We start from the raw sequence: 26,072 nt of genomic DNA on the forward strand, positions 1-26,072 counted from the left end.
CCAAGCGGCCTGTTCGAGCCTCGTCCGGATGGGCCACATGGCACCCCCCGGACTCTACGTGCGCGAGGAGGAGCTTTGGGGAGCCCGTCAAGGAGATTAACCTTGCCAGGTTGCTCTCCTTCGACTCTTAATGATCTAAAGGACCGTTGAGCTTCCCTCGCTGGCCGCAGTGCAGAATATACAATGATCACAGATTATCATTCAAAGTACATCGCGACGGATTTGGTACGACGACGCTCGTCCGATAGCAGTGAGAAGCTGGCCGTCGCCGTTGCTGGCGCCCAGGTTGATATGAACCCGCACCAAGTAGATGCGGCATTGTTTGCTTTTGCGTCCCCCTTATCCAAAGGCGCACTGCTGGCGGACGAAGTTGGTCTCGGCAAAACCATTGAAGCGGGCCTGGTCATCTCGCAGCGATGGGCCGAAGGCAAGCGTCGTATCCTCATTATTGCGCCATCCAATCTACGAAAGCAGTGGCATCAGGAAATCAACGAGAAGTTCTTCATCCCTTGCACGATTATCGAATCTAAGCCTTACAATGCCGAGGTAAAGGCAGGGAATTTTCGTCCCTTTGACCGCACCGACAGCATCATCATTTGCTCCTATCAGTTCGCGCGGAACAAGGCGGCTGACGTTCACGGCACCCCTTGGGATTTGGTCGTGATCGACGAGGCCCATCGGCTGCGCAACGTCTACAAGCCGTCCAATGTCATCGCCAACACATTGAAGGTCGCGCTTGCCGAGCGCAACAAGCTGCTGCTGACGGCGACGCCGCTGCAAAACTCGCTGCTTGAGCTCTATGGCCTGGTGAGCTTCATCGACGAACACACGTTCGGCGATTTGAAGAGTTTCCGGGAGCAGTTTGGTGGCGGTGCGCAGGAGCGCACTTTCCAGACACTTAAAGAGCGTTTGAAACCGATTTGCCACCGCACGTTGCGGCGCCAAGTCACGGCGTATGTCCCCTACACCAAGCGACACGCCATCTTGGAGGAGTTCAGCCCGGACGAGGCTGAGGACCGGCTCTACAATTTGGTCACAGCATACTTGCAGCGGGACAATTTGCAGGCACTTCCCGCCAGCCAGAGGTCACTGATGACGCTGGTCTTGCGCAAGCTGTTGGCATCGTCGACATTCGCCATTGCTGGCGCGCTCACATCCATATCAAATCGCCTGAAAAAGCGCCTGGACCAGCAAAAGCCCGTATCGCTCGTCGATGAACTGGACGAGGACTACGAGGCGCTCGACGAAACTGCAGAAGAGTGGTCGGATGATGAGCCAGAGTCGCTAACCGAGGCCGACCAGCAGGCGCTAGGATTGGAGATTGCCGAGCTACGGGAATTTGCCTCGTTGGCAACCTCGATCGAGCAGAACGCCAAGGGCCGTGCCCTGCTCAAGGCGTTGGAGGTCGGTTTCGCCAAGGCTCGCGAGTTTGGGGCGGACGAAAAGGCGATCATCTTCACGGAGTCGCGGAAGACCCAATCCTACTTGCTCCGTGTCTTGGCAGACAGCCCATGGGCCGACCACATCGTCCTGTTCAACGGCACAAATACCGACCTTGAATCGAAGGCCATCTATCAGGAATGGCTTGCGCGCCATTCCGGTTCGGATCGGATCACTGGTTCTAAAACCGCGGACATGCGCTCTGCGCTGGTCGATTATTTCCGCGAAAGCGGCAAGATTATGATTGCCACCGAGGCCGGAGCCGAGGGCATCAACCTGCAATTTTGTGCGATGGTCGTGAATTACGACCTACCGTGGAATCCGCAGCGTATCGAGCAGCGCATCGGACGCTGCCATCGCTATGGTCAGAAACACGATGTTGTCGTGGTGAACTTTCTCAATCGAAAGAACGAAGCCGACCAACGTGTCTATCAATTGCTTTCCGAAAAATTCCAATTGTTCGAGGGCGTGTTCGGGGCGAGCGACGAGGTGCTGGGCGTTATTGAGTCCGGTGTCGATTTTGAAAAGCGCATCGCCGGGATCTATCAACAGTGCCGCCAGACTGGCGAGATCAGGGCAGCATTCGATGAACTCCAACAGGAGCTGACGCTCGAGATTAACGAGGCGATGACGCACGCGCGGCAAAAGCTGCTGGAGAATTTCGACGACGAGGTTCGGGAGAAGCTGAAAGTCCGTAATGCCGACACCAACCTGCACCTCAATCAGTTTGAGCAGCAACTGATGCGGCTAGCCAAGCACGAGCTGGATGGAGCGGCGGATTTTGTGGATTCATCTTCGTTCCGGCTCAACTCCTTGCCCGATTGGATCGCCGAAACGACTATTCCAACCGGCCTCTACGAGCTGCCTCGGCGAACCGGCGACGCGCACTTCTTCCGCGTCAATCACCCGCTCGGCGAGGCCATCGTTTCGCGAGCACGGGGGCGAGCCCTACCCATCGCCGAAATCGTTTTCGATTATTCGCGCCACGAGGGGCGCATTTCGCAAGTCGAGCCCCTTGTGGGCAAAGCGGGCTGGCTTTCCGCGGCGCTCCTCTCCGTCGATGCCCTTGGGCAGAGCGAAGATCATATAATCCTTTCCGGCATCGGTGATGACGGGGCCTCTCTCGGCCACGAAGCTATGTCGCGGTTGATGACCGTGGCCGGTTCGGTGACGGGAGAGTCCAGTGAACCGGATTATGTGCTTTTAGCCTTGGCGGAAGGGCTGACCAATCAGCAAAAAGACATTCGGCTAGGTATTTCCGAACGCAACGCGCGGTTTTTTGAGGCCGAGGCCGACAAGCTAGATGGCTGGGCCGACGATTTGAAAGTCGGGCTCGAGCGCGAGCTGAAAGAACTGGACAGGCAAATCAAGGAAGCGCGGCGCGCCGCGACCGTCGCTTTGACGCTGGAAGAAAAACTGGCGGGTCAAAAGGCCGTCAAAGCACTGGAAGCCGAACGCTCTGCCAAGCGTCGATCGCTGTTCGACGCGCAGGATAGAATTGACGAGCAGCGCACAGAACTTATTGCTCAGATCGAGGGGAAATTGGAGCAGAAGATCGACGCACAGTCGCTCTTCACGATCCGGTGGAGGGTGCAATGACAGACGCAGAGGTTCCGTCCGCCAAATTGGCGGCCTTGGCTGTGGACCGTTTGATCGCGTCCGGGCTGATGCGCGCCGATAAGCGGAACACCCTGATCGATAAGATCGCTGCCGGCACAATGTCCGGCGGCGATTGGAAGGTCGAAATCGAACTCGCTTCCGCGAAGGCAGCGAGCTGATGGCGTCCTCCGCCGCATTGAAATCACTCAAATTGACCGCGTTCCGTGGCTCAGCCAGCACGTTCACGCTCGACTTTGAAAAGGGCAAAAAACTCACCCTGATTTACGGCGAGAACGGAACCGGCAAAACGACCATTTGCGATGCTTTCGAGTTCCTGGCCTTTGAGCGCATTGGCTCGCTTGAAGATCGTGGTATGGGCAAGGGGCTGGAGAAATTCTGGCCGACCGCCGGTAAGCCTGCCAGCGCCTTGGTAGTCGAGCTGGAAACCAGCGCGTCGAAGTGCACCGGCAACATCGTCGATAAAAAGGTCTCGGTCACTCCCAGCGCGTCGCGTCCGAAAATCGAGCTGCTGCGCCAGCGGCAGATCCTTGAACTAATTCAGGCTCAGCCTGCCAAGCGATACGAGGCGATTAAACGCTTCATCGACATCGAGGCTTTCGAGCGCTCCGAAGAAGCCTTGCGTCAGCTGGGCAAGACCCTAGCGACAGATAAGGTCGGAGCCATCGCGGCTGAACAGGAAAACCTGAATGCCTTGCAAGGCTTCTATGAAGCCGCAGGCAGTCCGCCAGGACTCAATGCCGTTTCTTGGGCCAAACAGAAACTTGCCGAGCCGACCAGCGGGTTGGACGCCGACATTGCCGCTATCACCAAATTGCGGGCCGCTTTCGATGCGCTTAACTCCTTCCCGGAAAAGCTCGAGGCAAAACGGGATGCGGTGGTCGTGGCACAGACCGCCGTCGATGACGCGGATCAAGGTCAGCTTGATGCGATTGCAGCCGCCGATAGTGATGCAGCCCAACGCGTGGGCATCCTTACCGCCGCCCGCAGCTATCTCGAAGCGCATCCCGATGCCGCAGAATGTCCGCTTTGCGAAAGTGAAGAGAATATCGGCGGGCTCGCTGCGACCGTAAAGGGCAAGCTCGCCCAGCTCGCTACGCTCACGGCGGCCACAACGAAATGGAAGCAAGCGCACGCTGCCCTGAAAGCGGCGCAAACGGCTCTACAGCAAATGGAAGCCGAATATGCCAAAGCCTTGGCGGCCCTTGCCGGCGCGCAGACCGCTCATCAGTGGAAGCATGGCGTCCAGCTTCCGGCTAGCGCTGCGCCGGCCGATTCAATAGCGTTGCCTGCTTGGCTGGCTGCCAACGTCGCGACGGCGACCGCATGGGCCAATGTCGAAGCGGGCTGGCGCGACGAGAGCAAGTTCCGAACGCAGTTGATGGCAGCCGCCGATCGATATGAAACGAACGCCTCTCGCGTTGCAGAGTTGGCGATGCTCATTCCCAACGTGGACATGGCGCTCACGCAGTGCGTCGAGGAGCGGCAGAAATTTACTGACACCATCATAGGCGAAATCGCGAAGGAAGTCGGCAAACTCTACGAGAAGGTGCATCCCGGCGAGGGGCTTGACAAGATAGCGCTGGAGTTGGACCCGGCGCGTCGCGCGTCGCTGAATCTAGGTGCGACCTTCGAGGGTCACGACGTGCCGCCTCAAGCCTATTTCAGCCAATCGCATCTGGATACGCTTGGTCTTTGCGTATTTCTCGCTCTTGCGGCGCGCGATCGCGCGACGGAAACCGTTCTCATTCTAGATGACGTTCTGGGAAGCGTGGATGAACCCCATGTCGAGCGGGTCATCGGCATGATCTACGAGGTGAGCGGCGGTTTCCAGCATACGATCGTAACGACCCATTATCGCCCGTGGCGGGAGAAATATCGTTGGGGTTGGCTGAAACCGGGCCAGCCCTGCCAGTTTGTCGAATTGACCGGCTGGGCCATTGACGACGGCATCCGCATCATCAGCTCGCTCCCAGAGGTAGAACGCTTACGGGTGCTACTCGGCCAGTCTCCGGTCGATGTCCAATCGGTGTGCAGTAAGGCCGGTGTGATCCTGGAAGCGGCACTCGACTACCTGACTCAAAAATATGAATGCCCGGTTCCGCGTCGTCATGGCGCGGCATACACGCTTGGCGACCTGCTGCCTGCGATCAATACCAAGCTGCGTGATGCGCTTAAGGTCGAGATGCGCGACGGCGTTACTGACCCTACGGCTCCGGCGAGCAGTACCGTTGCGCTTAAACCCATTCTTGAGGAGCTGGCGCGGATCGCGCAGGCGCGCAATGCCTTCGGCGCGCACTTCAAAGCCATCTCGTTTGAGCTCCTCGATAGCGATGCAATTGGCTTCGCCAAGCAAGTGCTGGAGTTGGTCGACACCCTAGTCTGCCCCGACCACGGTTGGCCGAGCAATGATAAATCCGGCAGTTATTGGCGTAATAGCGGCGATACGCGACGCCTCCACCCACTCAAACGGCCGAACTAGAGCATGGCGATCAGACCCGAGCAATTTGCAATCCTGAAACGTCACCTCGAACAAGTGTATGTGCCGCACCTGCCAAAGCTGTTGCAGCCAAAAACGCCGGAGGATGATCTAAAGAAAAACGTTGACCGATCGTTCGCGGCTTTCGCACTCGACCATATCTGCCGTCTCGATCCCAAGAAGGCTTCGAAGGCGGTCGTCGATGATTTTGACGATCACGGCGTCGACGCCATCTACTATCACGCGAGAACGAAAACCTTTTATCTCGTCCAGGCTAAGCTGAAAGACACTGCGTCATTCACGCAACCGGAAGCATTGGCATTCTCGCAGGGTATCCGGAAGCTGCTTAACGGCGATTACAGCGATTTCAACGCGAACGTCCTTGCTCGGGAATCTTCGATCCGGCAGGCGTTGGATCACTGCGACAAAATCGAAATTGTTATTGCACACACGGGACAGGGCATCACTGCCAACGCCGCCAAAGCAATCAACGACCTGTTGGGCGATAAGGCAAATGTCGACGCCCGGCTGAGCGATAGCATCTTGGATTTCGATGCCGCGAGCGCCGTCAACGGGCTCCATAGCGTCAATGCGGTCGAACCCGTGGATTGCAGGATCACGCTCTTCAATCACGGTTCCGCAACGGAGCCAAAGGTCGCCTATTACGGGACCGTGGCCCTGTCAGCCCTGTCCGACCTTCACAAGAAGCACGGCAAAGCCCTCTACCAGAAGAACATCCGCACCTGGCTTGGTCACAATACCCCGGTCAATGAGGCGATCCGGGAGACGTTGGCTGCAAATCCAGCTCGCTTTCAATATCTGAATAACGGTGTCACCGCGTTATGCGAAGATATCGCACCCAAGGGCGGCAAGGGTACGGAGTACCGCGACTACGAGCTGACTGGCTTTTCCATCATCAATGGTGCGCAAACGGTCGCATCCACCGCAAATTTCGTGGTGGAAAATCCAGCCGCCGACATATCTGACGCCAAAGTGATGATCACCCTTATCAAGGCCGACGCTGAGAGCGACTTCGGCAAGGACGTCACCAGGGCGCGCAACTATCAGAATGACGTCAAAGAAATTGCCTTCGCCGCATTGGATGAAGAGCAGGAACGCGTTCGCCGTGAGCTACAGCATCTCGATATCGAATATGTGTATCGCGTCGGGGAGACCGTCACAGGCATCAATCCGAACCGCATATTGGTCGCGGAAGCAATCCAGGCGCTTGCCATGCTCGAGCTCGACCCGCGCTATCCGGTTTGGATGAAGCGGTCGCTTCCCGACTTCCAGCGCACAGATGGCGAGCCATATAAGCAGATATTCAGCCAGTCGCTCAGTTCGCTAAGACTTGCCAATGCCGTCCGGGTTTACCGCTATATCAGGGCACAGGTAGCTGCGTCGGTTCGCGGCTGTCTCTATGAGGAGCGAAAGGCCTACAAGCACAGCGAATATGCGATGGCGTTCGTCTTTGCGAAGCAGTTCCGCGCCGCCATTGACGGCAACGAGCTTGTCCAGCCAGCCAAACTAATGTCCGCGGGTAGCGCGGGCTATGACACGCTGCGCCAGCACCTTTGGGAGATTATGCAGTCGATCCCATGGCCCGGTCCCTTGGCAGTCTCCAAAAATCAAGATCACACGCTAAACGTGATACGCAGGCTGATGGTCCGTCAATACGGACTGAAGAGCGACCCAGCAATCAATCCGCTGCGCGCCAAGAATATTGTCGGGCAACCTTATCAAGTTGACCTCTTCAAATACCTAGCATCTAAATCAACCCAAATCGGTAATGTGGTATGAGTAAAAAGCAAAAACTTGAACTGAATTGGGTAGGAAAGGAAACCCGACCACGACTGGAGCCGCGCATTCTTCTGGAGAACGCCGGCAGAACATATCATGCGGCGACGCGGGTGAGCGAAAATGATATATTCGACAATATACTTATTCACGGCGATAATCTGTTGGCGTTGAAAGCTCTTGAATCTGAATACACTGGGAAGGTGAAATGCGTTTTCATCGACCCACCGTATAATACCGGCAGCGCCTTCGCTCAGTACGATGACGGTCTTGAGCATTCTATTTGGCTTGGACTCATTCGTGATCGAATAGAGCTCATCAGGAATCTACTATGCGAAGACGGCTCTTTATGGATAACCATAGACGACAATGAGGCGCACTACCTGAAAGTGATGTGTGACGAGATTTTCGGTCGCCAGAACTTTGTAGCGACCTGCGTTTGGGAAAAGGACAAAGGTGGACGCGGAGACGCAGATATTTCACTCTCGCACGACAATGTGCTTGTTTATTCCCGCGATAGGGCAAGTTGGGCGAAGTCTCGGAACTTGATGCCGCGGACAGAAACTCAGTTAGGTCGCTTTAAGAACCCGGATAATGATCCGCGAGGCCCCTGGCGCCAAGGCGACGATGGCACGGCCAAGAGCGGGACCGAGAAACAACGATTTCCCGTAACGCTGCCTTCTGGTCGGGTGGTGACGCCGCCGCCTGGCCGCTTCTGGGCGTTCTCTCAAAGCACCCTTGCCAAAGCTCGTGACGAAGGGAGGGCGTATTTTGGAAACGACGGTAATCGCCTTCCAATCATCAAGCGCTACATTGATGAGGTTCGCGATGGGGTTGCCCCCCGCACTTGGTGGAGTGCCGATGAAGTTGGTACAAACCAGCAGGCTAAGCGGGATCACCTTAACAAACTACTTCCTAATATAGAACCTTTCGCCACTCCGAAACCCGAGGGATTGCTCAGTCGCATAATCCATATTGCGACGAATAAGGGCGATATTGTGCTAGATTCATTCGCGGGGTCCGGCACGACGGGCGCGGTGGCCCACAAAATGGGTCGTCGATGGATTATGGTCGAACTTGGGGATCATTGCTTTACCCATATTGTGCCGCGCCTGAAGAAGGTAATCGATGGCAATGATCCCGGCGGTATTTCGAAGCCGGTAGATTGGAATGGTGGTGGAGGGTTCCGCTATTATGAGCTCGCTCCCTCCTTGCTGGAGAAGGATAAATGGGGTCGCGAGGTTATTTCGAAAGAATACGATGCTGCAATGCTTGCGCAGGCACTGTGTAAACTTGAAGGCTTCACCTACGCGCCCAGCCCTGATATATATTGGCAGCAGGGGCATTCATCTGAAAGCGACTTCCTCTACGTTACCACGCAAAGCCTTGGGCCGGAGGAATTGGCCGCATTGAGTGAGGACGTCGGCGAGGGCCGCTCGCTGTTGATCCTATGCGCCGCATTCCGGGGCAATGCCGAACTTTGGCCCAATCTCACTGTGCGTAAGATTCCGAACCACATTCGCAGCCGCTGCGAATGGGGGCATGATGACTACAGCCTCAACATCGCCAATCTTCCGCAGGCTGAGGTGAAAGCCGCGCCGGTTGCACCGCAGCCCGGTCTATTCGACGACGGAGATGCCGCGTGAGCAACCTTCGTCATGTGAATGCCATTGCCGGTCGTCTGAGCCTGCGTCAGCCACAGCGTCGCAGTCTTGAGATCCTCGACCGTGTGGCGGAGATTGTGCCGCCGACAAAGACCGCTGACCTCGCCGCCGCCCTTGAGATCATAAGGAGCGAGTATCCGGGCGTCGTGGATTTCGAACGCGATTTCCCGTCACTCTGCTTCGCGCTTGCGACGGGCGTCGGCAAGACCCGCCTGATGGGCGCATTCATCGCCTATTTGAAGCTGGCGCACGACATCAATAACTTTTTCGTGCTGGCCCCGAACCTCACCATCTACAACAAGCTGATCACCGATTTCACGGCCAACACGCCGAAATATGTCTTCAAGGGCATCTCCGAGTTCGCCATTTCGCCGCCTGTTTTGACGACCGGCGAAACCTACGAACGGCAAATCGCTTCGGGCGGGCAGCTTTTCCCAACTACCATCAACATTTTCAACATCGCCAAAATCTCGTCCGAGGTCCGCGGCGGCCGCAGCCCGCGCATCCGTTCCTTTCGCGAGGAAATCGGCGAGAGCTACTTCGACTATCTCGCCAGCTTGCCTGACCTGGTGTTGTTGATGGATGAGTCACACCGGTATCGCGCCACCGCCGGGATGCGGGCTATCAACGAACTGAAGCCGGTCCTTGGGCTCGAACTCACTGCGACGCCGTTTGTCGAAGGCACGCGCGGCCCGGTGCCGTTCAGCAACGTCATTTTCGATTACCCGCTGGCGCGCGCGATGGAGGATGGCTTCGTCAAGGAGCCTGCTGTCGTCACAAGGCGCGACTTCAATCCGGCGGGCAAATCACCTGATGCCATTCAAATGATGAAGCTCGAGGACGGCGTTCGCCTGCACGAAAGCGTGAAGGTTGATCTTGAGACCTACGCTCGCGAAAATGGCGAACGGATCGTCAAGCCGTTTGTCCTCGTTATCGCGCGCGACACGACCCACGCCGCCGAATTGATGAGCCTCATTCAGTCCGAAGCGTTCTTTGAGGCGCGCTACGCCGATAAGGTGATTCAGGTCGATTCTAGCGTGAAGGAAGAGGAGACCGTCGAGAAGTTGTTGACAGTTGAGCAGAATGACAACCCCGTCGAAATCGTCATTCACGTCAACATGCTGAAAGAAGGTTGGGACGTCACCAACCTTTACACCATCATCCCATTGCGCGCGGCCAATGCCCGAACGCTGATCGAGCAGAGCATCGGACGCGGGCTTCGTTTGCCCTATGGAAAGCGCACGGGCGTCATTGCCGTGGACCGCCTGAACATTGTTGCGCACGACCGATTCCAGGAGATCGTGGACGAGGCCAACAATCCCAATTCGCCCATCCGCTTGAAGCAACTGGTGTTGGATGAAGCCGATTTTGCGCGCAAGACTGTGACGGTCGTTTCCGCACCGACCATCCTTGCAAGCCTTGGCCTTCAAACCACGCAGTCGGCAGACGGTGCAGCTTCGGCTGGTCCTGCGCCGACCCCGGCCTTCACCAACCCCGACGAAATGCGCGTGGCGCGCCTAGCATATGATGCGTTCCGTAAGCTCGCGCGCGAGCCTGACAAGGTGCCGAGCGTGTCCTACCTCTCGCGGCCCGAGGTGCAGGAACAGATCTTCCGGGAAGTGCGCAGCCAGTATCAGCCTGCGCAGATGGAACTGGAGGGGGTAGCGAAGCCCGTACCCGACATGGCGGCAGTGATCGCGGCTACCGCGAAGTTGATGGCCGAGCGCACGATCGACATTCCCCGCATCACGGTCATGCCGAGAGGCGAAGTGAAGGCAGGCTTCAAACCGTTCAACCTCGACTTGTCGGGGATGCGCTACCCCGCACCCAGCGAGGAGCTTTGGGCGAAGCATCTGCGGACTGATCGGGTGGACGTGATCGGTTTGTCGCAAGGCAACCTGCTTGAGCGTCGGCTTGAGGATTACGTTGTCAGCGGACTGATCGATTTTCCCGACATCGCCTATGACGAACAAGCCGACATGCTCTACGAGCTGGCGGGGCAAGTTGTGCGCCACCTGCTGACCTACCTCTCCGAAAAGGACGCCGGCCAGGTTCTAGCGCTACATCAGCGCGATATTGCTCGCGCGGTCCACGCGCAGATGCAGGATCATTTCTGGAAAGACGATACGGTCCAGTATCATCACGAGGTGCGCCAAGGCTTCACCGAGTTGAGGGAAAGCGCCTACACCACGTTGCGGGAAGCACCGCTTAATTACCGCGTACCGCCCACCGACAAGAGCAACATGGCGCGCTACCTGTTCGGTGGATTCAGCAAATGCCTATCCACTGTTACCAAGTTCCATTCGGATTCCGAACGGAAGCTGGCGGTCATCCTTGAGCGTGAATCACTTAAATGGATGCGTCCGGCCAAGGGGCAGTTTCAAATGTTCTATCGCAGCGGCAACGACCATCTAGAATATCAGCCTGACTTCGTCGCCGAGACGGCAGATTGCATCCTCATGCTTGAGCCTAAGATGGCGACGCAGATGCAGGACAAGGACGTGTTGGCAAAGCGGGATGTTGCGATCCAATGGTGCGGTTGGGCAACCGACCACTCCCGGACCTATGGCGGCAAGCCGTGGAGGTACGCGCTTATTCCTCACGACGCGATTGCGGAGAACATGACGCTCGAGTTTCTCTTAAGGCAGTTCCACTAAGCCTTAGTGCCGCAACTCCTCAGCCTCCTGCACCCAGCGAGGCAAACGGTTACCGTACGACACAGCCCGTTGTCCCATAACGCTTCTTGGAGGCCAGTCGCGAGCTCTTTCGAAATTTTGACACTGACGCGATGTAACAGCATCCCCGACGATCTTAGCGGTTTCGGCGCTTCAGCCGGGTGCTGCGTTATCTCAAGATTGGCCGTCCTTCTGAAAGAGAGCGACGGCTAGGGAAACAAGGTGCCGCATCGCATCGTCTCCTGCACGGTGACGAATTGGTTGGCGGTCTTGCCACAGCGCCATCCGCGAGCGCTGATCCGGCGACAGCAAGCGCACGACCTCGTTCCAGCCGGCCAGTTCGAACGTTGGTCTAACCTGAGCGGCGTGAGCCAGGTGGCGCAGCCATCTGAGATCGTGCTCCCCGCCATCGCAGTACACGATGTGATCCCTGAGCAAGGCATTCGCATGCTCCAGCGCCCATCTCGGGCTGATGCCCTGATCGAGTTCGTCACGTGTAATGCCGTGTATCTTCTCGCTCTCCGGCATCCATATTCGGTGACGAAGCCAGGCTTTCGTCGGCTTGATCAGGACCGACCAAGAACTGATCGGAGCATCGGGCTCCATCCACCGGGCAATGCCTACCTCGATCGGGTAGGTGAATTCGCCCAGACCGCTCGCTTCAAAATCCAGAGTGAAGAGTGGCCAAGGGATGATTGCTCCGTCCAGCTGGATGGCTGACGGCATCTCGCTCGCGGGCACTGTCACGTTGCGACCGATCCCCGTCGGCCTGAAGCCAACCCCGTGCTCATCGCACAAAGTTCGGTGCTAGCCGGTCTGGCTGATCCGCAACTCGCCGGACGCGCCGCACAGCTCGCACATCGTCCGCGATCGCGTTTCCGCGGCTCGAACCAGCGACTCGGCTTGGGGCTGGGATGTCTGAAGATAGACGCGAAGCCAACCGAGCTTCTGCTTCGCCTCGCTGACCACGATATCGGGATCGATGTCGGCAAGCGCGGTCATCAGATCGCGGTATAGCGGGTGCCAACCCAGCGGCAGATGCTCCAGCCAGCGGAGATTTTCCCCAGCCATCATCGACCCTTCCCGCATTCGTGCGGCCGATCCGCCGCGCTATCCTCGAGAATGACATGAGCCCGCGGTCGCAGCGCTGATCGGTACCTGATCGAGCAGAGCGCCATGACCGTCGCGAAGACCGCGACGGTCCAGGCTGAAAGCGCGATCGGGGCAGTCACCTTAATCGGCGCGGGCAGGATGGCGATCGCCACAATCGACATCAGCGCCGTGGCGCCAGCAACGGGCGGCGCGGGGCGCAAGATCGGATCGAGCATCACCAGGGTCTGGAGAGCGATCAGGGCGAGGATCAGCGGCGCTGCAAGATCATACATCGGATTTGCCTTCCCCGATCGAGCGCTCATCACGGGCGGCGTTCGGGAGTGCCCCGTCGAGGATGGCTCGCACCAGAGCCCAAACGCCATCGGATCGCCGATGGCCATGGATGACGAGACTGGATTGCCAGCCTCCGGCGCCGCTACCAGGGTCGGCGGCCTGTGACGTCGTGACCGAGTAGCTGCTGACATTGGCAAGATCGCTCTCGTTCGCGATGCGCATCTCGCCGATCACGTGTTTTCGTGACTTGTCGCCACCAGGCCAGATTTCGGCGGTGATCATTAGCATTGGATATTCTCTCTTTTTGAAACGCCGGCTGAAGCTAGCAATGGAGCCGGGAAGCTGGCGCCGACATGACAAGGCCAACGCCCGGTGGGCGTCATTCGCTAGCGGTAATGGGCGTAGAACCGGGCGAAGTAGCTGAACGTGGGCAAGGCACCGGCGTCCACCTGCTCGAGGACGACCTTGAGCTCGGGCGACACAAACACAGTGTTGAATGGTGCCAGATCGGCAGCTCCGGTCCGGATCTCGGCATTGTTGGCGACGTGCGGTCCAACCCGAAGCGCCAGGTGCCTGCGAAACTCGACTTCGTCACGGGCAAGCCTCGCCATGAACTGGAGCACCGCACCCTCACCGGTCGCGCCGCCATCCACAGCGGCCGTGAACAGCCGTGGCATCGCGTTCGGCGGATGGGCGGGTTCCCCGAGTTCCCAGAGATAAAGCGGCGATCCCTGCGTCTGGATCGTGCCCGGTTCGCCGCTGGCGAGAATCTGGCGTGCCCGCTCGAGCGCGCGTTGATAGCGGGGCAGATAGCTCGCTCCATTGGCGGCGATCCTTTGCGCGAGTTCCTCGACGCGCATCTCCTCGGATGCCATCAACGCTCACCCCGCCAATCAGCAAGACGAGGCTGCCAGGCTTCCCAGGCGTCGGCTTGCCCCTTATCGGAGCACATCCGCGTGTTGGTTTCGCCGAAGCCATTGGGGCCCAACTCACGCGCCAGCACGATCGCATGGATGTGCGGCTTGTTCTCCGAACCAGCCATGCCGGGTAGATGTGCCACGAGGATGACGGGATGAGCCCGCTCGACAGTGAAATGCTGGCGGGCAAAGGCGCGGACGACCTCGTAACCGACATGATAGGGCTCGTGGAACGGAAGCTCGATCTTCACCTGAACCAGCGCATGGCGCTCGTACATGGGCAGCGTCTCGTCGAAGCGGGCGACAAGATGGGCAAGCGTGGCATATTCTCCCGGCGCGAAACGCGGCAGCAGCACTTCGAAGCGAGCCGCGGTTCCGAAGGCCAGATCGTTCCCGACCCGGATCTTCTTCTCGACCCACGGGCTGATGCCCGCCCGGGGCCCATGCCCTTCCCACCATTTGCGTTCGAAGTAGAAGCCGGGCTGGGACCCGGCACCATTCGAGAACTGTTTCAGCTCAGCTGACGCGGGCAGATCGGTCGATGCCAGGGGTACTGCTGCCGGCTTCGCCTTGGTTGCAGTTTTCCGGGCAGTTGGATTGCGAGCCATGACTTACGCCTCCACCAGACAAGCGGATGCGATCCGGCGCGACATCCGCGGGGGCATGTCGGATGCGGCGCGGTTATCCAAGATTTCGAGCCCGAAAGCCGTCGCGCGAAGGACAGGACCCGCTCCGATATCCGGCGCCATCCGCATGCCGTTCTCGACAGGCGTGCCCAGATACCGCCGGTACCAGCGGGGCTCGGACCTGAGCTTGATGTCGAACGTCGTGCCACGCAGCGTGTCATGCCGGAGGATGATAACGTCGTGGTTGGTCGCGCGCGCGAGGGCATCGTACTCCGCGAACAGCAGCGGGCGAGCACATGCGGTCCCTGCCAGGATGATACCAGCCAAGGGCAGCACCAGGCACCCCTGCAACTTCGGACCGGCGCTACCAGGCGGATGGATCAGCGCTCCCATCGTGTGGACAGTGGCAAGCATGCGGCGCTGCACCGTCGGACTCGGATGCGGCAGAACGTCGTCCGAACAGGTGCGGTCGTTCAGGTTTAGCTTCATAGTGGATTCTCTTCGATTAGGCGGCGACAGCAGAGCGGGGGTCGCAGCAGGCTCTTTTTCATCCTCGTGCTTTGCCAACCGGCCTCTTCATTCTCGATTTGGGGAAATGTGCGCTGCGAGCGTCAGCGCGGGCCGCTTTGGGCCCCAGTTCTTCGGCACGACGCATGTCGGCCCCGAGTGCTGCAGCTTCGGCCGCTTGCCGCAAGTGCTCGTGGCATGAAACATCCGAAAGATCGCTCGGCCTCGCGGACGGCTGCATCATGGCTCGCCTGCAATTTTCCTCAATCGATGCTGGTCTCAGCTTCACCTCGGCTTCTAGGCGCGAGCCGCAGGGCGGAGCCTGACAAGCGCAGCTGCGCCTCCTCCGGCCGCGGACGAGCGGCTTTCTCGGGTCCGCCGGATTGTCCAGCGCGATCGGGGAAGGGTATTCGCCAGAATTGCGGCGCAATCGCGTGCGTCGTCTTAGGCGACGGCGTTTGACATCGGCCCATGCGCGGGGCGCTGGAGCTGATAAGCGCGGGCGGACGAGAGCCCATCGGGATCGACGTTCAACCGTCGCAGGCATACCTTGCGCGATTGGCGCGGAAGGTCGCGAACCAGAGCCGGTGGCGCGGGCGCGCGAGGGGTCCAAGGGGATCCCCGGCATGCCTTTTTCTGCGCACGCAGAAAAAGAATAGCATGTTCTTCTTTTCTAGCACCGAGTGGCTCTGGTACTATCAGTACGCTGGGGCGGAGGCGAGTAATGAAGAGCGTTGTTTCGGGCGTAGCAGGTTCGGTTCGCCTCGCGCAGTTGACGCGCGCCGGTCTTACGAGGGCCGAAAAACATGGGAAGCGGCTCGATGCGGCAGGCCAGGGCCGCGCGATCAATGACAGGTCTGCGCTGACCCGAACCGGTCTCGACCTGAACGCGCTATTCGATGCCCATGTGCAAGGCGCCTTTATCCCCGAGGCAAAGACGAAGGCGATGCACCTCATCTTCCAGTTCCCGAAGGAATTGGTTGATCCAGAGGATGCAGCCGGCATGCTGCATCATGCCCGCGCCTACGCTGAGCGCGTATTCGGCGCAGACGCCGTCTTTGCTGATCGGATCGATAGGGACGAGAAGAACACACAGGTCGTGGATCTCTTTATCGCTCCCAAATATGTGAAGCGCACGAAGAGGTCGGAAAAGATCAGTGTGTCGATGACCCGGCACCTGAAGCAGCTCGCCGAGAAGCATGGCCACCCGCCCATTCCGCCCGGAATCGGTAGAGCGATGCAAGATGAGCTTTTCGAGTACTTTCGCGACGTAATGAAACTCGACGGGGTCGAGCGCGGCGCGCGAAAGGCGTATCCCGGACCGGACTGGAAATCAGCCGAGCAACAACGGCTCGAGGAGCTGGAAGAGCTGCAACGCGGGTTGGATGAACGGGCTGCGGCTCAAGACGCACGAGAAGCCAGGCAGGAAGATCTCGATCGAGATCTCGCCGCTCGCGAGGCGAGATTGAACACGCGAGAAAATAAGTTGGGCGCCGACGAGGCGGCCGTCCAGGAAAATCGAGCCACCGTCTTGCGTGAGCAAGGCCAAACGAACTTGCTGCTCCGCGCTCTCGAAGACGATGGGAGCCTTGAGCTAGCCATTCAAAAGTCCGGCAGGCCAAGAATGAACGAGGAGGCGATGAATGACGACGAACGGTTTGCATATCGTTTGATCTGGACTGAGCGGATGATGGAGCTCGCCCGCTTTGTGGCCGACGTTCTGTGGGCTGTGCGAAAAAAGATTGCCGAGCTGGCGAAGCGAGAAAGCGCAGCGAGGGACCGCGAGAGGGTCATTGACGAGCGCGAGCGCGTCATTGCCAACAAGGAAACCGAAATTGCCAACAAGCAGACCGCACTGTCCGCGCGCGACGCCATCCTGCGCAATAACGAAGAGCTCTTCGACAATAACGAAGAGCTCTTCTTTAAAAAGGCCACGTTGCTTCAGCGCACCCTCGACCAGGCTATGCGGTTCAGGAGCGCGTGGGATCCAATTCCCGAAAGCGAGCGTGCGCCCGCCGTCAACATGGCATTGAAAGCCGCCGAGGGACTAACAGCGGAGGATTTGCCCCCCGGCTTCATCCTGCCCGGACGCGGGGGCGCATCCCGGGGATAAGGACTGCCGCGAGCCCGTATCGACTCAAGCGCCCCATGATTGCAGAATGCCCTCTCGGCTCATCGCCGAGACAGCTTGCGCTTGCACTACCATATTCGGCACTGCGTCACTTTCGACACGGCATCGCTCGCTGACTGCCTAAACCGACAAGCGATCGCTGGACTTCACGTCGAAATCCACGCTCTTCCCGATCGCCAAGTACTTGAGGACGTCTCATGCCTATCCGGAATGCCATCTGGACCGTCAGCGGTCAGCCGCAACCACTGTCAGAGGCGCGCCTGCCTAGCGAGCGCGTGCTAGAAGATATGATTGTCGCCGCGCCGCGCATTCTATCCGACGAATGGATGCTGATCGGTCGACAGGAGCGGACTGGAACCGGCGGCATCATTGACCTGCTGGCGATCGCCCCGGACGGTGCATTGGTACTGATAGAATTGAAGCGTGACCGCACCCCACGCGAGGTGGTGGCGCAGGCGATCGACTATGCCTGCTGGGTCGAAAAACTTGAGGCAGACGAAATCGCGGCGATCTATGATCGCTATGCGCCCCGGCGAAATCTAGCCGCCGATTTCCAAGCCCGATTTGGTGAGCCACTGGATGAAGACCAGCTCAACTACGAGCACGAGATCGTCATCGTTGCCACGCACCTCGACGAGAGTAGCGAGCGGATCGTCGAGTATCTCAATCAGCGCGGGATCGCGATCAACGTGTTGTGCTTTCAGATCTTCGTGCATGGCGACGAGCAGCTGCTGAGCCGGGCCTGGCTACTCGATCCCGTTGAAACGCAGGTGAGCGTCGCGGCCCCAACCAAGCGCGGAGTGCGCGAAAGGGAACCTTGGAATGGGGAATTTTACGCGTGCTTCGGCCATGGCGAGAGCCGGAGCTGGGATGAAGGGCGCCGCCACGGTTTCATCAGTGCTGGCGGCGGTACTTGGTACAGCAATACGCTGAACCTGCTGAATACTGGTGATCGGGTGTGGGTGAAGGCACCAGGCTATGGCTTTGTCGGCGTTGGCGAGGTGACGGGACCCCGCGAGCCAATTACCGAGTTCAGCATCTCGATCGACGGTACGGAGCGTTCGGCCAACGAGTTCCTCGACGGTGCCAATTACCACCGCGAATATATCGAGGATCCCGAGCGCATGGAATATTTCGTGCCAGTGCGCTGGATACACACCGTCGCTATTCAGGAAGCGGTCAATGACATCGGCTTGTTTGGCAATCAAAACACGGTCTGCAAGCCAACGACGCCGAAATGGCGAACGACGGTCGAGAGGCTGAAAGAGCGATGGAGTTTAGGCTGAGACGCCAAGCTTCGTAGCATCCCGAGTAGTAGCCGCTTCCTCCCTCCATAGGCAGCAGGGGACGGGATGTGAATGAGGGGCAGTCAGTACGAACGTTCAGCCTGCAGCCTTCTTCAAACGGTCCCAATCAATGAAATTGAGATTGAGTTTCTGAATTTCGACGAATTGCTTTCGGACTGAAGCGCCCACACCATAGCGCCGACCGACCGTCGCCGGTGCGTGCCCCGTGATCCGGTCACTCATTTTCTCCTCGATGCCCGACTCTTCCGCGCGGTCTTTCCACTCGTGGCGCAGGGAGTGAAACGTATATCGGGGGTCTTCGGTGACAGTGCGATCGATGTAGCGATTGAGGCTACGGCTCAGTTCCTTTGTCCACTTTCCAGCGTCGTCCGCAGTAAGATCGAAAAGACGGGTGGCGCCAGATTTACGGCGCCCTTCCACATATTTGGAGAACCCGATCTCGATCAAACGCGGGTGTATGACCACCGCTCTCTCGGAAGCGTCATTCTTGGTGCTCTGATCCTCCCCGGTACCGGTCAGATACGCGACCGTACAAGTGCCGGTCACGTCCAAGCCATATGCCTTCCCGAGATCGATCTCCTCGATGTCCGTGAGCGCTATCTGCCCTATTTCTTCCACCCGCGGGCCCGAGGCGGCCGCAAAAAGGAAACACCAATACAGCTCATCCTGGAAAACATGAGGGCCTGGCTTTGACCTATCCGCGAGCTTTCGTCCGGCACAACCGGTGAAAAGCGGAGATTCAAATAGAGCCTGCATCATGTTTGGCCGGAACGGGAGGCGCGGATTTTTCTGGCCTTTGCGAGTTTTGGAATATCCTTGCACCCGCACTCCCGCCGCAACGTTCGCGGGTATCCAGCTTTCATCCTCCAGAGTGCTCAGGATCGCCTGGAGGGCTCCGATATCCTTTTTGAGGGAGCCTGGCGCCAAGGTGCGATATTCGTCCTCTCCCGAGCTTGCGGCCTGTATAATCTTGCGCAGTGAGGCTCCGTCGCGCTTGATTTTTTCCATGTTGAGATTGGCTGGCATCTCCGCGAGCAGGTCACGATATTCGAGGATGTGGTTCTTGGTGATGCTGAGCACGGGCAGATCGCCGAAGATGTTGACGAACCGTGCTACTGCCCGCGCAGCTTCATTTACCGATTGAGGCTTGGGAGCGGCGAGCTTGCTCCAAGTCGAAAGGCCATCGGACAAACGCTTCGCCCCAGATGATGCCGGCGCGCCACCGTTTGTCGAGATTCCGCCAGCCGGCTCGATGTTCGCGTCATTCTCCCTAGGACGATCAGCGGCAACGAGGGCGAGGCCCTCGCGAACTTCCGTCGACACAGCGGCAAAGCGGTGCTCGCTCAGCCGGCGCAGCAGATGTTCGGCGGCGGTGTCATATCTGGGCGTCCCAAGCCTGAGTTGGGTGCCAACGCCATCGAGAATGATCATAAGCTCAAGTTGCACCGCGTCCCACTGGCGGCGGATAAGCAATCTGTTCACGAACTGCTGAAGCACCAGCATGTACGGTCCGCTCCCAGCAGCGAACGAGTCTTGGACGGCTGCGATAGCGTTGCGTTCGTTCTGCGCTTCAAAACCGGCTAGCGGCGCCTCCTCATCCGCATCGCTGAAATCATCGATGGTCATAATGGGCGGAGCGCCCAAGTGCTGTGCCGCTCGCCAAGCGTGCTCTTTGCCCCATGAGTTTCGCACGCGCATCGAGAGCGCCAGCAGCATCGCGTATACGACGTTATCGAGCGAGCCTTTACGCGCGGCGAGAACGCCGAGCCCCTCGTCGACCAGCTCCGTCGATTCGCGCTGAACTGCGTTTTTCAGAACGCCGTCCAAACGCACGATTTCCGCATGATAGAAGGCCGTCAGTTCGGCGCGCTTGATGGCGGCAAAGTAGGGATCAATGGTCCCGAGCGAGCATTTCCAGGATGTTTTTCCTACTAGCGCCCGTAGCCGATGCGGCACGTCCAACCGGAACCACTCGTTTTTCGACTTTGCATGCCGGTGCGAATAGCTCATTCTACGCCTCACTTCGTACCACCCTTTCGTACCACCGGGCAGTCAAGTAAGACTTAATTTTGCTGGATTTTCTTTCGCATCAGCCACTTCCGCTTGAAGTGGTGACCCCTACGGGAATCGAACCCGTGCTTCAGCCGTGAAAGGGCCGCGTCCTAACCGCTAGACGAAGGGGCCATGCCGTAGCGTGGAACGGCCGGTTACGGAAGGATGCGGCCCGGGTCAAGCACCTCAATCGGCCCAAGCCGCATCTTCCACATGTAATTCGGCGGCGGGGCGCGAACCCCAGTCGTCGATCCTGGCGCGGCCGGCGAGCCAGAGCTTGCGATGGCGGGGGGCGGACAGGAGCGCAGCGCCCAACTCGGTCTCGGCATGGCGGAAGGCAACGGCCTTTAGGCTGCGACCGTCCTCGCCCGCGACGATCAGGCGGACATGTCCGCCCGAGCCGACGACATCGGCCTTGAGCACGCTGAGCGGTCCTGCGACCACGCGCGGCGCTGGCCAGCCCATGCCATAGGGGCCGCCGGCGTCCATGGCATTGACCAGATCCGGGTTGACCCCGCCCGGGGCGAGGACGGCGTCGAGCAGGAGCGCCCGCTCGCCCATCGCCACCGTCACGCGTTCGGCGAGACGTTCCTCCAGAAACTCGGCAAAGGCTTCGAGCTGATCCTCGGCGATCGTCACGCCGCAGGCCATGGCGTGGCCGCCGCCGGCGTGGAGCAGCCCCGAATCCTTGGCAGCCAGCACCGCGGCGCCAAGATCGACGCCCGGGATCGAGCGGCCCGAACCCTTGCCGATGCCGTGTTCGTCCAGCGCGATGACGATCGCCGGGCGGCCGAGCTTTTCCTTTAGGCGTCCGGCGACGATGCCGATCACGCCGGCATGCCAGCCGCGACTCGCGATCACCACGACGGCGCGATTGCTCTTGGCGATGCACAGCTGCTCGGCGGCAAGCTGGACCTCGGCCTCGATCGCGCGGCGCTCCTCGTTGAGGATGTTGAGCTCCTCCGCGATCGAGCGCGCCTCGTCCGGATCGCGCGTGGTAAGGAGGCGCACGCCGAGATCGGAGCATCCGACGCGGCCGCCGGCATTGATTCGCGGGCCCAGCGCGAAGCCGAGATCGGTGCAGGTCGGCGTGCGGGTGAGGCGCGACGCCTCGATCAGCGCGTTCATGCCGATGTTGCGGCGCTGCGCCATGACCTTGAGGCCCTGCGCGACGAAGGCGCGGTTGAGCCCCTTGAGCGATGCGACGTCGGCGACGGTGCCGAGTGCGACCAGATCGAGCAAGTCGAGCAGCCGCGGCTCGGCGCGGTCCTTGAACCAGCCGCGGGCGCGAAGTGAACGGATCAGCGCGGCGCCGAGCAGGAAGGCGACGCCGACTGCGGCGAGATGGCCAAATGCGGCGCCTTCGGCTTCGTCGAGCCGGTTGGGGTTGATCAGGGCATAGGTGACCGGAAGCTCGGCGGCGCATTTGTGATGATCGCAGACGATCACCTCGGCGCCGGCGCTCCTGGCCATTTCGAGCGCCTCGAAGGCCTGCGCGCCGCAATCGACGGTGACGATCAAGCTGGCGCCCTGCTGGTGGAGACGGACCAGCGCCTCGCCCGAGGGCCCATAGCCTTCCATCAGCCGGTCGGGAATGTAGGGGCGGGCCTCGAGCCCGAGATCGCGCAGCAGCAGGATCAGCAGCGCCGCAGAAGTGGCGCCATCAACGTCATAGTCGCCGAAGATGGCGACCTGCTCGCCTTTCTCGACGGCGTCGGCGAGCCGCTCGGCGGCCTTGTCCATGTCGCGGAAGATCGAGGGATCCGGCATGAAGGCGCGGATGCTCGGGGCGCGGTGATCGTCGATGCCGTCGCGGGGGCATCCGCGGGTCAGCAGCAACTGGGTTACGAGGTCGTCGGGGGCGAAATTGGGATCGCGGGCATCGGCCGCGATCCCACGCCAGCGCCAGGGCTGGCCAAGGATCGACCGATGGATGTTGAGAACGGAGGACATACGCCGTTCTGGCCGTCGGGCGCGAGCTTGTCGAGCAAAGCCGCCTCAGTCCGCCGCGTTCTCGATTCCGCCGGCGACATAGGTCTGGATGTAATCCTTGATCCAGGCGCCTTCGCGAAACCACTTGGTGACGATGTACTTGGTGCCGTCAAGCACGCGCATGCCCTCATGCAGCGTGTCGTAATTGGGGGTGCCGTCGGCGCACATGTTGTTCCAGATCACCAGCATGCCGCGCTTGGGCTTGAAGCGGATGCCGGCGCGGGGGAACCAGGTGGCGCCGCCTTCGGCCACGTCGTTGAGATACGCCATCGCGGTCCAGGTGCGCTGGCCGCCGGTCTCCTTCATCTTGGGCCAATAGGCGCTTGCCTCGTGGAAATAGTCGCAATGCGCGCGGAACTGCTGGTTGACCGCGTAGCGCTGGCCTTGGAGCGTCTCGGCATTCTCCTCGGGAATGCCGAGCAGGCTGGCGATGCGCTGGTCGATCGCCAGGATCTCCTCGGACCAGCGATACAGGTCGGAGCTGTGGCTGGTGCGGTATTCGGGGTCCTCGCTGGCGGCGAGCAAGGTCGAGGGGCGCGAATTGGTGTCGATCAAGTCGATCAGCGCATCGCACTCGGCTTCGCTGAGGAAATCGGGGACAGTGAACATCTGCGCCGCGTCGGTCTTGGCGCGGCGGACCGCGGGATTGGCCTCCAGCCGAGCGACGACGTCGCGGCAGATCTTCGCGCGGACGGGGGAGGGGCCGCCCGAGACCCTGCCGTCATTCTTGTTGCCGTTCTTGCTCACGCCTCGCGAAATCGCGCGCTGCGGACGGATTTGCAAGGGGCCCGGTGTCGCCACCGGGCCCGCGAGCGTTACCAGAAGATGTCGTAGATCGTATCGACCACTTCGCCGGTGTAGATGTCGATCAGCATCGCATCATTGTAATAGCGCACCCAGCGGTATGGCCCATCGACCTCGGGCAGGCGATAATAGAACGGATCGTTGATCCAGTAGCTCGACGAATAGAGGATCGAATCTAGCATCGAGCCGATGCCGAAGCGACGATAGCCATAGCCCCAGCCGCTGGGCGCGTAATAGCGCGGCAGGCGATAGAGGCTGCGGTTGCTGGTGCGGTAGCCGCGCCAGTCATAGCGGCGATCGTTGCGCCAATTGTTGTTCCAGCGGCCGCGATTGCCGTCATTGCCCCAGCCGCGGTTGCGGTTGTCGTTCCAGCCGCGGTTGCCGCGGTCATACTGGCCCCGGTCGCGGTTGTCGTTCCAGTTGCGGTCACCGCGACCGGCCTGGTTGCGGTTGCGATCGTTCCAGTCGCGGTTGCCGCGATCGACCTGACCGCGATCGCGGTCGCCGTCGTTCCAGCGATTGCGCGTGGCGTCGCGGACCTGCTGCTGGCGACGCTGATCGAGCTGTGGAAGCTGGCCGGCGTCGGGACGGCGCGTGCCGCCATTCCACTGGCTGTTGCTGCCGTTCCACTGGCTGCGCTGGCCGCCATTGTTCCACTGGCCGCGGTCGCCGCGGTTGACGTCGCTGCGCTGGGGTCGCGACTGCTGCGGAGCGGCCTGTGGCGCCTGCTGCTGGGCCTGTCCGCGGTTCCAGTTGCCGCGCTGGCGTTCGCCGCCATTGTTCGACTGGCGCTGCGGCTGAGCCTGTGCCTGCGGCGCGGGCTGGCTCTGCTGCTGCTGGCGCCATTCGCTGCGGCCCTGGCGCGCCTGGGACTGGCCGCTTCCCGACGAACTCTCGGCACGTTCGCGGCCACCCCAACGGCCGCGGTCCTGCGCAAGCGCCGCCGGCGGGACCAGAGCCGTTGCGGCGACGAGCACCGCGAGCAAGGTCTTCTTCATCTCAACTGTCTCCGTCGAGGCCGGCATGAGGCCGGGCACCATCGTGGGATTGGAAATAGAGTTCGCCGGATGAGCGGTTGCTGAATTGCGGCGAAAGGTGATTGAAAGAATTGGGAAAGCTCATTCGGGCGCCGGCGTCTCGGGTTCCGGATCGGGGGGCAATGGCGCTTCGCCGCGCGCCGATCGCGCCGCTTCGGTGATCGCCCCGATCAGCCGGGGATAGATGCCGCAGCGACAGATATTGGGGATGCCGACCTTGATGTCGTCCTCGCTGGGATTGCGATTGTTTCGAAGCAATACCGACGCGGCCATGACGATTCCCGGGATGCAATAGCCGCACTGGACGATGTTGGTCGCGAGCAAGGCCTGCTGGACGGGATGCGTGCGCTCCTTCGAAAGCCCTTCGATCGTCGTGACGAAGGTCCCCTCGAGCGCGCCGATCGTCTCCTGGCAGGCGAGCCGCAGCCCGCCATCGACGTCCACGGCACAGGCACCGCAATCGCCGGTGCCGCAGCCATATTTGGTGCCGGTCAGGTTGGAAGCATCGCGCAGCGCCCAGAGCAACGGCGTACGCGGGTCCATCTTGTACTCGACCGGCTGGTTGTTGACGGTGAAGCGAGTCATGCCGCGGGTGTAGCCGGAAACAGGGTGTTTCCGAAACCGGCATTGTCGCGCTGCCCTGTCCCGCCGATGTTGGATTCGCTGCCCGGAATTTTACGGTTTTCACGGTGGACGTGGAATCTAGTTGCGTGGCGGTGGAATTTTGTTTCGCAGATTGTTTTCCAAATCGTGCAACTTCCTCGATCGCCATGGTGGAACAATAGCGGAACATCGGTTTGTAGGACAGATTTTTATGACGACCCTGCCCAGCCTGTTCATCCCGCATGGCGGGGGCCCATGTTTCTTCATGGACCCCAATGGCGGTCCGGCCGATCCGATGTGGCAGAAGATGCAGGCGTATCTTGCGGGGCTGATCGACAGCCTGCCCGAACGGCCCAGGGCGATCCTGATGGTCTCCGGACATTGGGAAGAGGAGCAGGTGACGGTCCATGCCGGGAACGGCCAGCCGCTGCTGTTCGACTATCACGGCTTTCCCGAGCACACGTACAAGCTGCGCTGGGACGCGCCCGGCGCGCCCGAGGTGGCGGCGCGGGCCAAGCAATTGCTTGAGCTAGCGGGCTTCCCGACCGGCGTCGAGCGCGCGCGGGGCTGGGATCACGGCGTGTTCATTCCGATGATGGTCACAGTGCCCGAGGCGGACATCCCGCTTGTCCAACTGTCGCTGCGCAAGGATTTCGATCCCGCAGCGCATATCGCGATCGGCAGGGCGCTGGCACCGCTGCGCGACGAAGGCGTGCTGATCGTCGGATCGGGGATGAGCTTCCACAACCTCCGCGCGCGGGGGCCGCAGGTGACGCCGGTCGCCGACGAATGGGATGCCGCGCTAGTCGATGCCGTCACCGATGGCGATCCGCTGCGCCGGGCGGCGCGCGTGGCGGCATGGGATCAGCTTCCCCACGCCCATTTCGCCCATCCGCGCGAGGAGCATCTGCTGCCGCTGATGGTGGCGCTCGGCGCGGGCGGGGAGGGGCCGGCGGCGTGCGACTATCGCGACCATGTGATGGGGTGGGCGGTGAGCGGGTTCCGGTTTGGGTGAGAGGGTCAACCCCCTAACCTCTC

Annotated in this window: 21 protein-coding genes and 1 tRNA gene; 9 read left to right on the forward strand and 13 right to left on the reverse strand. The window is 60.2% G+C overall.

Annotated features, from left to right (window positions below; translation table 11 throughout):
• The first annotated feature begins 183 nt into the window (after nucleotides 1-183).
• From BXU08_RS03430 to BXU08_RS03450, 6 genes are read left to right on the forward strand one after another with little or no spacing between them, the layout of a single operon-like run.
• Nucleotides 184-3,039 carry an SNF2-related protein gene (locus BXU08_RS03430; protein ID WP_077508811.1) on the forward strand — a complete coding sequence of 952 codons (2,856 nt, stop codon included), beginning with the start codon at nucleotides 184-186 and terminating at the stop codon, nucleotides 3,037-3,039.
• The gene (locus BXU08_RS19470) at nucleotides 3,036-3,218 is read left to right on the forward strand and encodes a hypothetical protein (RefSeq protein WP_150125396.1); all 183 of its coding nucleotides are present in this window, start codon (nucleotides 3,036-3,038) and stop codon (nucleotides 3,216-3,218) included. Before BXU08_RS03430 ends, BXU08_RS19470 begins: the two co-directional genes overlap by 4 nt.
• The gene (locus tag BXU08_RS03435; protein WP_077508812.1) at nucleotides 3,218-5,539 is read left to right on the forward strand and encodes an ATP-binding protein; all 2,322 of its coding nucleotides are present in this window, start codon (nucleotides 3,218-3,220) and stop codon (nucleotides 5,537-5,539) included. Before BXU08_RS19470 ends, BXU08_RS03435 begins: the two co-directional genes overlap by 1 nt.
• 3 nt (nucleotides 5,540-5,542) lie before the next feature.
• Nucleotides 5,543-7,336 (forward strand): AIPR family protein, encoded by a 1,794-nt coding sequence (locus tag BXU08_RS03440; protein ID WP_077508813.1) that lies wholly within the window; start codon nucleotides 5,543-5,545, stop codon nucleotides 7,334-7,336.
• Complete coding sequence (locus BXU08_RS03445; protein ID WP_077508814.1) at nucleotides 7,333-8,979, forward strand: site-specific DNA-methyltransferase; 1,647 nt, start codon at nucleotides 7,333-7,335, stop codon at nucleotides 8,977-8,979. The genes BXU08_RS03440 and BXU08_RS03445 overlap by 4 nt, the downstream gene beginning before the upstream one ends.
• Entirely contained in the window at nucleotides 8,976-11,654 is a 2,679-nt protein-coding gene (locus tag BXU08_RS03450; RefSeq protein WP_077508815.1) for a DEAD/DEAH box helicase, read from the forward strand. The genes BXU08_RS03445 and BXU08_RS03450 overlap by 4 nt, the downstream gene beginning before the upstream one ends.
• A gap of 192 nt (nucleotides 11,655-11,846) precedes the next feature.
• Here BXU08_RS03450 and BXU08_RS03455 read toward each other — a convergent pair whose 3' ends face one another.
• From BXU08_RS03455 to BXU08_RS03485, 7 genes are all read right to left on the reverse strand, one after another.
• The gene (locus BXU08_RS03455; RefSeq protein WP_150125397.1) at nucleotides 11,847-12,419 is read right to left on the reverse strand and encodes a hypothetical protein; all 573 of its coding nucleotides are present in this window, start codon (nucleotides 12,417-12,419) and stop codon (nucleotides 11,847-11,849) included.
• A 60-nt stretch (nucleotides 12,420-12,479) separates the two neighbouring features.
• On the reverse strand, nucleotides 12,480-12,746 hold the full coding sequence (locus BXU08_RS03460) for a hypothetical protein (RefSeq protein ID WP_150125398.1): 267 nt from the start codon (nucleotides 12,744-12,746) through the stop codon (nucleotides 12,480-12,482).
• Complete coding sequence (locus BXU08_RS03465) at nucleotides 12,743-13,057, reverse strand: hypothetical protein (protein ID WP_077508818.1); 315 nt, start codon at nucleotides 13,055-13,057, stop codon at nucleotides 12,743-12,745. Before BXU08_RS03465 ends, BXU08_RS03460 begins: the two co-directional genes overlap by 4 nt.
• Nucleotides 13,050-13,340 (reverse strand): hypothetical protein, encoded by a 291-nt coding sequence (locus tag BXU08_RS03470; protein WP_150125399.1) that lies wholly within the window; start codon nucleotides 13,338-13,340, stop codon nucleotides 13,050-13,052. Before BXU08_RS03470 ends, BXU08_RS03465 begins: the two co-directional genes overlap by 8 nt.
• Nucleotides 13,341-13,444: 104 nt before the next feature.
• Entirely contained in the window at nucleotides 13,445-13,933 is a 489-nt protein-coding gene (locus BXU08_RS03475; protein WP_077508820.1) for a hypothetical protein, read from the reverse strand.
• Nucleotides 13,933-14,583, reverse strand: coding sequence for a MobA/MobL family protein (locus BXU08_RS03480; RefSeq protein WP_253190495.1), 651 nt, complete (start codon nucleotides 14,581-14,583; stop codon nucleotides 13,933-13,935). The genes BXU08_RS03475 and BXU08_RS03480 overlap by 1 nt, the downstream gene beginning before the upstream one ends.
• Nucleotides 14,584-14,586: 3 nt before the next feature.
• Nucleotides 14,587-15,090 carry a hypothetical protein gene (locus tag BXU08_RS03485; protein WP_077508821.1) on the reverse strand — a complete coding sequence of 168 codons (504 nt, stop codon included), beginning with the start codon at nucleotides 15,088-15,090 and terminating at the stop codon, nucleotides 14,587-14,589.
• A 742-nt stretch (nucleotides 15,091-15,832) separates the two neighbouring features.
• Here BXU08_RS03485 and BXU08_RS03490 point away from each other — a divergent pair.
• Nucleotides 15,833-17,221, forward strand: coding sequence for a hypothetical protein (locus tag BXU08_RS03490; RefSeq protein ID WP_077508822.1), 1,389 nt, complete (start codon nucleotides 15,833-15,835; stop codon nucleotides 17,219-17,221).
• Between the two features lie 215 nt (nucleotides 17,222-17,436).
• Complete coding sequence (locus tag BXU08_RS03495) at nucleotides 17,437-18,525, forward strand: endonuclease NucS domain-containing protein (RefSeq protein ID WP_077508823.1); 1,089 nt, start codon at nucleotides 17,437-17,439, stop codon at nucleotides 18,523-18,525.
• Between the two features lie 96 nt (nucleotides 18,526-18,621).
• On the opposite strand, the gene BXU08_RS03500 is transcribed toward BXU08_RS03495, so the two are convergent.
• The 6 genes from BXU08_RS03500 to BXU08_RS03525 all read right to left on the reverse strand — a co-directional run bounded on the left by BXU08_RS03500 (nucleotide 18,622) and on the right by BXU08_RS03525 (nucleotide 25,016).
• On the reverse strand, nucleotides 18,622-20,556 hold the full coding sequence (locus BXU08_RS03500; RefSeq protein ID WP_150125400.1) for a site-specific integrase: 1,935 nt from the start codon (nucleotides 20,554-20,556) through the stop codon (nucleotides 18,622-18,624).
• Between the two features lie 99 nt (nucleotides 20,557-20,655).
• Nucleotides 20,656-20,730: transfer RNA gene (locus tag BXU08_RS03505), tRNA-Glu, on the reverse strand.
• 54 nt (nucleotides 20,731-20,784) lie between these two features.
• Nucleotides 20,785-22,551, reverse strand: a complete 1,767-nt coding sequence (gene recJ / locus BXU08_RS03510) for a single-stranded-DNA-specific exonuclease RecJ (protein WP_077508825.1) — start codon at nucleotides 22,549-22,551, stop codon at nucleotides 20,785-20,787.
• 45 nt (nucleotides 22,552-22,596) lie between these two features.
• Nucleotides 22,597-23,337, reverse strand: coding sequence for a 2OG-Fe(II) oxygenase (locus BXU08_RS03515; RefSeq protein WP_077508826.1), 741 nt, complete (start codon nucleotides 23,335-23,337; stop codon nucleotides 22,597-22,599).
• 68 nt (nucleotides 23,338-23,405) lie between these two features.
• Nucleotides 23,406-24,392, reverse strand: a complete 987-nt coding sequence (locus BXU08_RS03520) for an RcnB family protein (RefSeq protein WP_171982407.1) — start codon at nucleotides 24,390-24,392, stop codon at nucleotides 23,406-23,408.
• 120 nt (nucleotides 24,393-24,512) lie between these two features.
• Nucleotides 24,513-25,016 carry a (2Fe-2S)-binding protein gene (locus BXU08_RS03525; RefSeq protein WP_077508827.1) on the reverse strand — a complete coding sequence of 168 codons (504 nt, stop codon included), beginning with the start codon at nucleotides 25,014-25,016 and terminating at the stop codon, nucleotides 24,513-24,515.
• 229 nt (nucleotides 25,017-25,245) lie between these two features.
• Between BXU08_RS03525 and BXU08_RS03530 the strand changes: the two genes are divergently transcribed.
• Entirely contained in the window at nucleotides 25,246-26,049 is an 804-nt protein-coding gene (locus tag BXU08_RS03530; protein WP_077508828.1) for a class III extradiol ring-cleavage dioxygenase, read from the forward strand.
• The last annotated feature ends 23 nt before the right edge of the window (nucleotides 26,050-26,072 follow it).

It is taken from the genome of Sphingomonas sp. LM7 (assembly GCF_002002925.1).
Classification (GTDB): domain Bacteria; phylum Pseudomonadota; class Alphaproteobacteria; order Sphingomonadales; family Sphingomonadaceae; genus Sphingomonas.

Bases quoted from the DNA above. Each gene is read 5' to 3' on its own strand.
- BXU08_RS03430 (WP_077508811.1), top strand. From the start codon at position 184: ATGATCACAGATTATCATTCAAAGTACATCGCGACGGATTTGGTACGA.
- BXU08_RS03500 (WP_150125400.1), bottom strand. From the start codon at position 20,556: ATGAGCTATTCGCACCGGCATGCAAAGTCGAAAAACGAGTGGTTCCGG.
- BXU08_RS03485 (WP_077508821.1), bottom strand. From the start codon at position 15,090: ATGAAGCTAAACCTGAACGACCGCACCTGTTCGGACGACGTTCTGCCG.
- BXU08_RS03480 (WP_253190495.1), bottom strand. From the start codon at position 14,583: ATGGCTCGCAATCCAACTGCCCGGAAAACTGCAACCAAGGCGAAGCCG.
- BXU08_RS03525 (WP_077508827.1), bottom strand. From the start codon at position 25,016: ATGACTCGCTTCACCGTCAACAACCAGCCGGTCGAGTACAAGATGGAC.
- BXU08_RS03460 (WP_150125398.1), bottom strand. From the start codon at position 12,746: ATGATGGCTGGGGAAAATCTCCGCTGGCTGGAGCATCTGCCGCTGGGT.
- BXU08_RS03490 (WP_077508822.1), top strand. From the start codon at position 15,833: ATGAAGAGCGTTGTTTCGGGCGTAGCAGGTTCGGTTCGCCTCGCGCAG.
- BXU08_RS03435 (WP_077508812.1), top strand. From the start codon at position 3,218: ATGGCGTCCTCCGCCGCATTGAAATCACTCAAATTGACCGCGTTCCGT.
- BXU08_RS03440 (WP_077508813.1), top strand. From the start codon at position 5,543: ATGGCGATCAGACCCGAGCAATTTGCAATCCTGAAACGTCACCTCGAA.
- BXU08_RS03520 (WP_171982407.1), bottom strand. From the start codon at position 24,392: ATGAAGAAGACCTTGCTCGCGGTGCTCGTCGCCGCAACGGCTCTGGTC.
- BXU08_RS03475 (WP_077508820.1), bottom strand. From the start codon at position 13,933: ATGGCATCCGAGGAGATGCGCGTCGAGGAACTCGCGCAAAGGATCGCC.
- BXU08_RS19470 (WP_150125396.1), top strand. From the start codon at position 3,036: ATGACAGACGCAGAGGTTCCGTCCGCCAAATTGGCGGCCTTGGCTGTG.
- recJ (WP_077508825.1), bottom strand. From the start codon at position 22,551: ATGTCCTCCGTTCTCAACATCCATCGGTCGATCCTTGGCCAGCCCTGG.
- BXU08_RS03445 (WP_077508814.1), top strand. From the start codon at position 7,333: ATGAGTAAAAAGCAAAAACTTGAACTGAATTGGGTAGGAAAGGAAACC.
- BXU08_RS03470 (WP_150125399.1), bottom strand. From the start codon at position 13,340: ATGATCACCGCCGAAATCTGGCCTGGTGGCGACAAGTCACGAAAACAC.
- BXU08_RS03495 (WP_077508823.1), top strand. From the start codon at position 17,437: ATGCCTATCCGGAATGCCATCTGGACCGTCAGCGGTCAGCCGCAACCA.
- BXU08_RS03465 (WP_077508818.1), bottom strand. From the start codon at position 13,057: ATGTATGATCTTGCAGCGCCGCTGATCCTCGCCCTGATCGCTCTCCAG.
- BXU08_RS03530 (WP_077508828.1), top strand. From the start codon at position 25,246: ATGACGACCCTGCCCAGCCTGTTCATCCCGCATGGCGGGGGCCCATGT.